General features: G+C 74.0%; 10 protein-coding genes, 1 tRNA gene and 1 pseudogene. 4 read left to right on the top strand and 8 right to left on the bottom strand.

Annotated elements, in window-relative coordinates; genetic code table 11:
* Positions 1-162 precede the first annotated feature (162 nt).
* A pseudogene (locus AB0I76_RS16360) lies at positions 163-422 on the top strand (tyrosine-type recombinase/integrase); the annotation flags it as partial.
* An 86-nt stretch (positions 423-508) separates the two neighbouring features.
* On the opposite strand, the gene AB0I76_RS16365 reads toward AB0I76_RS16360, so the two are convergent.
* Positions 509-580: transfer RNA gene (locus AB0I76_RS16365), tRNA-Lys, on the bottom strand.
* A gap of 92 nt (positions 581-672) precedes the next feature.
* Between AB0I76_RS16365 and AB0I76_RS16370 the strand changes: the two genes are divergently transcribed.
* Together AB0I76_RS16370 and AB0I76_RS16375 are read left to right on the top strand one after the other, a co-directional pair.
* Complete coding sequence (locus tag AB0I76_RS16370; protein ID WP_357035490.1) at positions 673-966, top strand: hypothetical protein; 294 nt, start codon at positions 673-675, stop codon at positions 964-966.
* Positions 967-1,006: 40 nt separating this feature from the next.
* On the top strand, positions 1,007-2,065 hold the full coding sequence (locus AB0I76_RS16375; protein WP_357035493.1) for an NAD-dependent epimerase/dehydratase family protein: 1,059 nt from the start codon (positions 1,007-1,009) through the stop codon (positions 2,063-2,065).
* Between the two features lie 2 nt (positions 2,066-2,067).
* Here AB0I76_RS16375 and AB0I76_RS16380 read toward each other — a convergent pair whose 3' ends face one another.
* The 7 genes from AB0I76_RS16380 to AB0I76_RS16410 all read right to left on the bottom strand — a co-directional run bounded on the left by AB0I76_RS16380 (position 2,068) and on the right by AB0I76_RS16410 (position 7,858).
* Positions 2,068-3,261 (bottom strand): hypothetical protein, encoded by a 1,194-nt coding sequence (locus AB0I76_RS16380; RefSeq protein WP_357035516.1) that lies wholly within the window; start codon positions 3,259-3,261, stop codon positions 2,068-2,070.
* Between the two features lie 30 nt (positions 3,262-3,291).
* Positions 3,292-4,491: a GNAT family N-acetyltransferase gene (locus AB0I76_RS16385; RefSeq protein WP_357035496.1), complete on the bottom strand. Its 1,200-nt coding sequence runs from the start codon at positions 4,489-4,491 to the stop codon at positions 3,292-3,294.
* A 53-nt stretch (positions 4,492-4,544) separates the two neighbouring features.
* Positions 4,545-5,237, bottom strand: a complete 693-nt coding sequence (locus AB0I76_RS16390; protein WP_357035499.1) for a hypothetical protein — start codon at positions 5,235-5,237, stop codon at positions 4,545-4,547.
* Positions 5,234-6,052 (bottom strand): ATP-binding cassette domain-containing protein, encoded by an 819-nt coding sequence (locus AB0I76_RS16395; protein WP_357035502.1) that lies wholly within the window; start codon positions 6,050-6,052, stop codon positions 5,234-5,236. Before AB0I76_RS16395 ends, AB0I76_RS16390 begins: the two co-directional genes overlap by 4 nt.
* On the bottom strand, positions 6,049-6,387 hold the full coding sequence (locus tag AB0I76_RS16400; protein WP_357035505.1) for a PadR family transcriptional regulator: 339 nt from the start codon (positions 6,385-6,387) through the stop codon (positions 6,049-6,051). Before AB0I76_RS16400 ends, AB0I76_RS16395 begins: the two co-directional genes overlap by 4 nt.
* An 82-nt stretch (positions 6,388-6,469) precedes the next feature.
* Complete coding sequence (locus tag AB0I76_RS16405) at positions 6,470-7,189, bottom strand: protein phosphatase 2C domain-containing protein (RefSeq protein ID WP_357035507.1); 720 nt, start codon at positions 7,187-7,189, stop codon at positions 6,470-6,472.
* A 99-nt stretch (positions 7,190-7,288) separates the two neighbouring features.
* Positions 7,289-7,858, bottom strand: coding sequence for an XRE family transcriptional regulator (locus tag AB0I76_RS16410; RefSeq protein ID WP_357035510.1), 570 nt, complete (start codon positions 7,856-7,858; stop codon positions 7,289-7,291).
* A gap of 66 nt (positions 7,859-7,924) precedes the next feature.
* On the opposite strand from AB0I76_RS16410, the gene AB0I76_RS16415 reads away from it, so the two are divergent.
* Positions 7,925-8,921, top strand: a 997-nt coding sequence (locus AB0I76_RS16415) for a benzoate/H(+) symporter BenE family transporter (RefSeq protein ID WP_357035513.1), incomplete at its 3' end; no start/stop codon positions are given.

Consider the following 8,921-nt stretch of genomic DNA (forward strand, 5'->3'; position numbering starts at 1 on the left):
ACCGCAGCGCGTCTCCTCCAGCGTGTTGCCCGGACTGCCCGGCCGTCATTGCTTCTTCCATCGCGCGGCCAACTGCTGGTAGTGCGCGACGAGCTCGTCCCGTGTCACTCCTCCGCCGTAGATCGAACCCCACAGCAGGTCCCGAAAGCGCAGGTAGTCGATGGCCGGCCGGTCGAACCACGCAACTTCAACCGCTTCTGGGACCGACGTTGCGACGCGGCTGGGGTCCGGCGGATCACCGTCCGAGACGCCCGACGGACCTGCGCCTCGCTCCTGGCCGACCTGGACGTGCACCCCCGGGTGGCGATGCAGATCCTCCGGCACGCGCAGTTCGCCATCACCATGGAGATCTACACGGTGGTGTCCTCGGCGGCCACCCTCGACGCGCTCAAGCGGCGCTCGGCAGCGCACTGGATCAGTAAGGGCACTACTGCTGTACTTCGCTGCTGTACGGGCCACGCCCACCAAGACGAGGGACCCGTGAAGGGCTCGTTGACCTGCGGAAGAGTGGGCCGCCAGGGACTCGAACCCTGAACCTATGGATTAAAAGTCCACAGCTCTGCCATTGAGCTAGCGGCCCGCGTCGCTCAGGTTACCGGACATCGGGTCGTCCCGACTTCCGGCCGCGGCAGGCATGGCCGCGCCGGCTCGGGGAACCGTCCGGGGATGAGGATGAGCAGTACCCCGGCGGTGGCGGCGTCGAGCGAGGAGACCGGGCCCGACGGCGTACGCGAACCGGGCGGCGAGGTGCACGCCTGGCTCCCCGGGCAGAACCAGACCGTCTGCGGGCTGCCGCTGAGCCGTACCCGGCTGCGCCGCTTCCCGCACGTGCGGTTCGACTACACGGGGTCTGACGTGCTCACCGAGGCCGACCCGGTGGGCTGGATCTGCCCCCGCTGCCTCGCCGCGACGAGCGGTCGGCGTCCGGGGGAGAAGCGCTGGGTCCGGAACGCACCCCGACCGTGACGGCGGGGTTGGCGGACGCCTGACCGGGTACGGGTCGGGCATGCGGATCGTGGTCGTGGGAGCGAGCGGCAACGCCGGTACCGCCCTGTTGCGGAGGCTGCGCCGGGAACGGGGAGTCGACCTGGCGGGGGTGGCGCGGCGGCTGCCCGGCCCGGACGCCGGTGAGCCGTACGACCAGGTGGAGTGGCACTCCTGCGACATCGGTAGGCCCGGGGCGGCCGACCAGCTCACCGAGGTCTTCGCCGGGGCCGACGCGGTCGTGCACCTGGCCTGGCAGATCCAGCCCAGCCACGACCAGCGGGTACTGCACCGGACCAACGTCGGGGGCAGTCGCGCGGTGATCGACGCGGTGGTCCGGGCGAAGGTGCCCGCCCTGGTGTACGCGTCGTCGGTCGGCACGTACGCGCCCGGCCCGAAGGACCACCCGGTGAGCGAGCGGTGGCCGGCGACCGGGGTGCACGGCTCGTCGTACAGCCGGGACAAGGCTGAGGTGGAGGCGATGCTCGACCTCGCCGAGCGGGAGCACCCGGAGGTGCGGGTGGTGCGGATGCGCCCTGGTCTGAACTTCCAGCGGGCGGCGGCCACCGAGATCACCCGGTACTTCCTCGGCCCGTTCGTGCCCGTGAAGCTGCTCCGCTTCGGCCGGATCCCGCTCGTGCCGACCAACCCGCGGCTGCGCATGCAGGCGGTGCACACCGACGACGTCGCCGACGCGTACGCCCGGGCGGTCCTGGGTGACGCGCGCGGCGCCTTCAACCTGGCCGCGGACCCGGTGCTGACCCCGGAGCTGGTGGCCCGGCACTTCCACGGCTGGACGGTGCCGGTGGCCGGCCCGGTGCTGCGGACCGCCGCGGCGCTGACCTGGCACGCCCGGCTGCAACCGATCGACGCCGGCTGGGTCCAGCTGGCCCTGAACGCGCCGCTGATGTCCAGCGAGCGGGCCGAGACCGAGCTGGGTTGGCAGCCGCGCGTGAACGCCCTGGCCGCACTGAAGGAGCTGTTCGCCGGCATGGCGCACGGTGCCGACACCCCGACCCCGCCGATGGCCGGCGGCCTGCGGGCAACCACGCCCTTCCCGGGCCACGGCAACCCGTACTGAGGTCAGCGCAGCGTCGAGCCGGAGACGGTGGGGTTGCGGGCGCCGAGGAAGAAGATGCCGGGGTAGCCCCGGGTCTCGAACTGTCCGCTCGGGTTGCGCCGGAGCGTGGACCTCTCGATCGTCATCGTGCCGGTGCGGTTGTTGCTGACGAAGAAGACCGCGCCGCCGCCCTCGTTCGCCTCGTTGTCCTCGATGATCGTGCCGGCGAGCCGCACGGTGAACTCGTTGCCGTCGCAGTAGATCGCGCCGCCGCTGCCGCCGCCCGGCGTGCCGGCCTTCGCCGGGTTCGCGCCGGTGCCGATCGCCTCGTTGTCGCGCAGGACGCTGTTCAGCACCACCCAGGAGACACCGATGCTGCTCAACGCGCCGCCGTTGGAGCAGGAGCCGCCGGTGAAGGTGCTGTTCACGACGTACACCGGCTTGTTCTCGTACTGGCTCAGCACCCGCACGGCCGCGCCACCCAGGTCCGGGCCGGTACGGTCGCAGCGGTTGCGGGCGAACGTCGAGTTGACCACCTTGAACCGGCCGCCCCGGACGAAGATCGCGCCACCGCCGCCGCCCTCGGTCTTCTCGCCGGTCGAGTTGCCCTCGACGAACGTCAGGTTCTGCACGGTGAGCTGTGGGTGGTCCTGGTTCTGGCAGTGCGAGGTGGTCCAGCCCTGTGCCCCGTCGCAGGTGTTCATGTAGAGGATCCGGCGCTGCCCCTGGCCGCTCAGCGTCACCCGGCCGCCGCCGTCCAGCACGACCTTCGGGCCGTTGGCGTTGCGGACCTTGGCGGTGGCCTTCAACGCGATGGTGACCGGTGCCGGTCCACAGTCGAACGTGATGATGCCGCCGGCCGCCACGGCCTTGACGACCGCCTCGGAGGTGCAGCTCGCCGGGGTGCCGGTGCCGATGGTCCGGGTCGGCTTCGACGTGTCCACCGCGCGGGCCTCGGCCGGCACGGTGGCGCCGCCGTTCGGGTTGCCGGCCTTCGGTGCCGCGCCGGCCGGGGGCTTCGGGCTGGCGCTCCGGCCCGGCCCGCCGAGGCCGGCACGGGCCGCCGGGGCGTCCGTGGGGCCGGCCGTGGCCGGCGTGTCGGCGGCGCCGGACGTACCGGCGACCGGTGCCGGTGCGGCGGGCGGCTCGGACGTGCCGCAGGCGGGCAGCGCCGCGACGGCGACGGTCAGGGCGGCCACGACGGCGGCGGACTTCAGATGCACCCCGTGATGGTAGGGGCCGGGTCGTCAGAAGTCGGCGAACAGGTACGGCAGCTGGCGCGGGAAGAGGCGCCGCAGCTCCGCCCCCGCGTCGACCGGCACGTCGCCGAGCCCGCGCAGGGAGACCTCCACCGGGTCGAGCACCCCGTACGCCAGGGCGGACAGCCCGGCCGCGGTCAGCGTGGCGGCCGGCGGGGCACCGGCGGTGGCGGCCGGCCCGGTCACCAGTTCCAGCGTGCCGGTGGTGCCGTCCAGCAGGTACGAGCCGGCGAGCCAACGGTCACCGGTCAGGTCCACGCGCACCCGGCCCGGGCCGACGGGCAGCCCGGCCAGCGCGTCCATCGAGAGCAGCCGGGCCATGGGCGCCGAGGAACCGGGGCGGGCGACCCGGGCCTCCACGCGCACGTCGAGGTCGGTGAGCCACAGCTCCGGCAGCTCGTCGACCGGGAGCTGCATCCGGACCGTGGCGACCTGGTCGATGTGGCGGGCGAGGAACTGCAACAGCAGCGTCCGCGCGTAGGGGTCGGTGACCAGCAGATCGTCGGCGACCAGCGTGCCGCCGTGGTCGTCGATCCGGTACGTCACGGCCCCGGTCACCGTCCCGCCGGCGCGCGCGGTCAGCAGCCAGCGCTCGTCCCGGTCGCGCAGGGCGACCGCCCGGTAGTCGGGGAAGAGCGCGAAGCCGTGCCGCTCGCGCAGGCAGCGCTCGGTGAACCCGCGCCACGTCGGGTAGCCGGTGCCGATGCGCTCCCAGACCACCTCGCCCGGCAGCTCGGCCCGGAGCAGCGGGGCCAGGTCCGCGACTCCGAACGTGGCGGTACGTGGCATGGGCAGCCCGACGTAGCCGAAGCGCTCGTAGAACGACGGCCGGAACGGCCACAGCGCGGTCAGCGGGTGACCCTCGTCGCGCATCTCGTCGAGGAGTTGCCGCAGCAGGGTGCGGACGTGCCCCTGCCGGCGGGCGAGGGGGTGGGTGGCGACACCGGCGACGCCCGCCATCGTCTGCACCCGGCCGCGGAGGTTCTGCCGCATCGGGATCGCCGACGCGGCGGCCCGTGTCTCACCGCCCTCCTGGACGACCAGGGTCCGGTTGCCCCCGTTGTAGGGCAGGTACGCGCGGAACTCGTCCGCCCGGGTCGCGGTGATCGGCGACGACTCGAAGGCGTACGCCTGGAGCGGGAAGCTGGTGGTGAGGCGTTCCTCGGCGTGCACCCGGCGGATGGTCATCCGTTCATCCCAACCCGGCCCGCCGTCGCCCGCAACCGGGTTGGGGCCCGTGCTCACCCGATGGGAAGGTGCCGCAGGTGCCGTCGGCGGCGCAGCCGGACGCTGGCCACGGCGGCCACGGTGGCCACCAGCAGGGCGGTGAAGACCAGGCCGTGCAGGGTTCCCCGGGTCAGGTAACCGTCGTCGGTGTGGTCCACCGCCCAGGTGGCGATCTCCCGGCTCGACCAGAACGGCGTCAGCTTCGCGCCGGTGCCGGCGGGGTCGATGAGCATCTGCACCGCCACCACGGTCAACAGCAGCAGTGTCCCCTCCAGCTCGCGGGGGAGCAGGACGCCGATCAGCATGCCGAACGGCGCGGCCACCCCGACGCAGCAGAGCATCGCCACCGCGACGCCGCCGTGCCGCAGCTCCGGTGCGTCGAGGACGGTGAGCAGGAAGAACGGCACGGAGATGGCCAGCCCCGCGGCCCACAGGCCGAGCATCCGGCCCAGGTAGAGGTGGTGCGGGCGGTAGCCGGCCAGCCGCAGCCGGGGTTCCAGCTCGCGGGCCGCGCTCGTGGCGAACAACGCCGCGGTGCTGACCGCCCAGCTGATGCCGAGCAGCAGCGACCGCACCGACTGCCCGACGTACGCGTCCCGCCGGATGAGCCAGAAGGTCAACGGCATCAGGAGCAGGAGCAGGAGTACGCCTCGGCGGCGCAGCAGCTCCCGGGCGGTCATCTCGGCGACGGTGACGAGCCGGTTCACGCGCGCCCTCCCTGGGTGGCCGGGGTCAGGTCGAGCACGAGGTCGACCCGGTCGAGCTGGTTGAGCAGGTGGGTCACCACGACGATCGCCTTGCCCTCGTCGCGCAGCCGGGTGAGCTGCTCCCAGAAGTTGACGTACGTGCCCTGGTCGAAGCCCTGGTACGGCTCGTCGAGCAGCAGCACGTCCGGCTCGCTGAGGGTCGACATGGTGAGGTTCAGCTTCTGTCGGGTGCCGCCGGAGAGGTGCCGGGCGAGGACGTCGCCGTCGGCCTCCCACCCGAGCCGGCGGGCGGCGGCGCGGCCGGCCCGGCGTGCCGGACCCCGTGCCACGCCCCGGCCGGCGCCGACCAGCACGAAGTGCTCGTCGGGCAGGAGGAAGTCGGCGGTGCCACCCTGCTGCGGGCAGTAGCCGAGCCGGCCCGTCACGGTCACCTCGCCGGCGTCGGGGGAGACCAGGCCGGCGCAGACGCGCAGGAAGGTGCTCTTGCCGCAGCCGTTCGCGCCGACCACGGCGGCGATCTGTCCGGCCCGTACGGTAAGCGAGGCGTCCCGCAGCACCGTGCGCCGCCCGTACCGTTTGGTGATGCCCTCCGCGTGCAGCCGTACCGGTCCGGGGCGCGGCCGGGGCGCGGGCCCGAGGCTCTCGGCGATCGCCGCCGCGTACTCCCGGGGTGGTCCGAGGACCAGCCACGGGTCGCGGCCGTCCTCGCGCAGGTGCGTGGCGGCCTCGACGACCACGTGCCGTGCGGCGTCGGGCGCGACGCGGCGCTGGTGCAGCTCGGCCGCCAAGGTCTGCAGCCACTCGTCGGCGTTCACCCGTCGACCCCCTTCGTGACGATGGCGGTCACCGGGGCGACGAACGCGAGCCAGGCGCTGCCGCCCTGACGCAGCGCGGCCCGCCCCGCCTCGGTGAGCCGGTAGTACTTGCGGGCCGGGCCGGACGTGCCCTCCCGCCACTGCGCGGTGACCAGGCCGGTGCGTTGCAGGCGCAGGAGCACCGGGTAGAGCGTCCCGCCCTGGATCGGGCCGACGCCGGCGGCGTCGAGGGCCTGAGCGAGCTGGTAGCCGTACGACTCGCCCTCCCGCAGCGCGGCCAGGACGCAGAGGTCGAGCACCCCGCGCAGCCACTGCCCGCGTCGGTCGGAATCCACCCGGCGAACCCTAGCGGCGCTATCTAGATGGCACAACTACCTAGTCTGCCGGGCGTCGCCCCACCCGGGGGTGCCGTCCGGATCAGACCTCGGTGACGTCCGAGACGACCACGGTGACGTTGTCCGGGGCGCCGGCCTGGTGGGCGAGCTTGACCAGTTGCTCGCCGCAGAGCTGCCGGTCGCCGTAGTGGGCCAGGGTCTGCCCGATCGCGTCGTGCTCGACGTAGTCGGAGAGCCCGTCGCTGCACAGCAGGAGGCGGTCCCCGGCCACGACGGTGAGCACCCCGACGGCGGGTGGCGCGTCCACTCCCTGCACCGCCCGGGTCACCAGGGACCGCTGGGGGTGGTGCCGAGCCTGCTCCGGCGACAGCGCGCCCTGGTCGACCAGCGCCTGGACGAAGGTGTCGTCCCGGGTGAGCTGGGTCAGCTCCCCGTCCCGCAGCAGGTAGCAGCGGGAGTCGCCGACCTGGGCCAGCACCAGCGTGTCCCCGGCGAGGAGGGCGGCGGTCAGCGTCGTGCCCATGCCCTCGCGGGCCGGGTCGACGGTGATGGCGGCCGAGATGCGCTGGTTGGCGGTGCTGACCACCGCGCGCAACGCGTCGGCGGCCTCGTCCGGGCCGGTCGGCGGGGTCAGCTCGTCCAGGATGCGGATGACGATCTCGCTGGCCACCTCCCCCGCGGGCAGCCCACCCATGCCGTCGGCGACCGCGACGAGACGGTCACCGGCGAGGGCGGAATCCTCGTTGTTGGTCCGGACCAGGCCGATGTCGTTGAGGATGGCCGAGCGGAGGATGAGCGTCATGGGGACAAGCTTGCCAAGAACACCCCGCCCGCGTCTCTCCACACCACCGACCAGGTTGCCGAACAATGTCGTCCACTGTGCCGGACCCGTGGCGGACGGTCACCGTGGGTAGCGGATCAGCAGGCTGGCGTGAACGTCGTCGTCGCCCACGGCGGCGTACCGGTGCGGCACGTCCGAGGTCCACCGCAGGTGCTCACCGGCGGTGGCGGTCAGTGGCGCGTCGACCGGACCGGCCCGCAGCACGCCGGCGAACACGGTGACATGTTCGGTGACGCCGGGTTGGTGCGCCGGGGAGAGCTGTCCCGGTCCCGGCGTGACCAGCATCCGGTACAGCTCGTACGTGGCGTCGGCGTCCTCGAAGACCTCCAGCAGCGTGGCGTGGACCGCCGCGCCGCGTACCGTCGGCTCCTCGGACGGGCCGGAGAGCACGGCGGCCAGCGGCACGCCGAGCTGCGCGGTGATCGCGTAGAGGGTCTCCAGGGTCGGGTTGCGGGTGCCGTTCTCCAGGCCCGAGAGGGTGGCCTTGCCGACGCCCGCGAGCCGCGCCAGCGCGGACAACGACAGGCCGCGGTCCTCGCGCAGCGCGCGCACCCGCCGCCCGACCGCGCCGGGCCCGCGCGACGACGGCTCGGAGGCGTCGGTACGACGGCTTGGTGGCGGCTGCGGCACACGGCTATGGTGCTACACGACGGCCGTTCCGTAAACGGAACGGTGGCGTGGACCGGGGGAGACGGGATGGCCGGGCGTACCCAACCGTTGCTGGCCGGCGTGGTCACGGCGCTGGTCGGCTTCGCGAGTTCCTTCACCGTCGTGCTCGCCGGCCTCCGCGCCGTCGGCGCCACCGACGCGCAGGCGGCCTCCGGACTGCTGGCGCTCTGCGTGGCGTCCGGTGCCGCCGCCGTCTGGCTGGGCCTGCGGTACCGGCTGCCGATGAGCGTGGCGTGGTCCACCCCGGGTGCGGCGCTGCTGGTCGCCACCGGCGCGGTACCCGGCGGTTGGCCCGTCGCCGTCGGGGCGTTCCTCGTCGCCGGCCTGCTGATCGTCGCCGCCGGACTCGTGCCCCCGCTCGGCCGGGCGGTCGCGGCCATCCCGAAGCCCATCGCCGGGGCGATGCTCGCCGGTGTCCTGCTGCCGCTGTGCACCGCGCCGGTCCGGGCCCTCGTCGACGTGCCCCGGCTGGCCGTGCCCGTGGTGGTCGCCTGGCTGCTGCTGCACCGGTTCGCGCGGCGGTGGGCGGTGCCGGGTGCGCTCGCCGTCGCGGTGGTGGCCATCGCGGTGACCACTCCCGCCGGCGGCCTCCGCGACGTGGGACTGCGGCCCGCGTTCGCCCTGACCACTCCCGCCTGGGAGGCGTCCGCGCTGGTCGGCCTGGCGCTGCCGCTGTTCCTGGTCACCATGGCCGCGCAGAACGTGCCGGGGACGGCGGTGCTGGTCGGCTACGGCTACCGGCCGCCGTTCGGGGCCGCGCTGCGGGCCACCGGGCTGGCCAGCGTGCTCGCCGCGCCCGCTGGTGGGCACGCGGTCAACCTGGCCGCGATCACCGCCGCGCTGGCCGCCGGACCGGACGCCCACCCGGACCCGGACCGCCGCTGGATCGCCTCGGTCACCGCCGGCCTCGGGCTCGCCCTGCTCGGCCTCGGTGCCGGGGTGGCCACCGCGCTGGTCGCGCTCGCCCCGCCCGTCCTGATCGAGGCGGTCGCCGGGCTGGCCCTGCTCGGCGCGCTGGCCACCG

It is taken from the genome of Micromonospora sp. NPDC049799 (assembly GCF_040656655.1).
In the GTDB taxonomy this organism is placed as follows: Bacteria; Actinomycetota; Actinomycetes; order Mycobacteriales; family Micromonosporaceae; genus Micromonospora.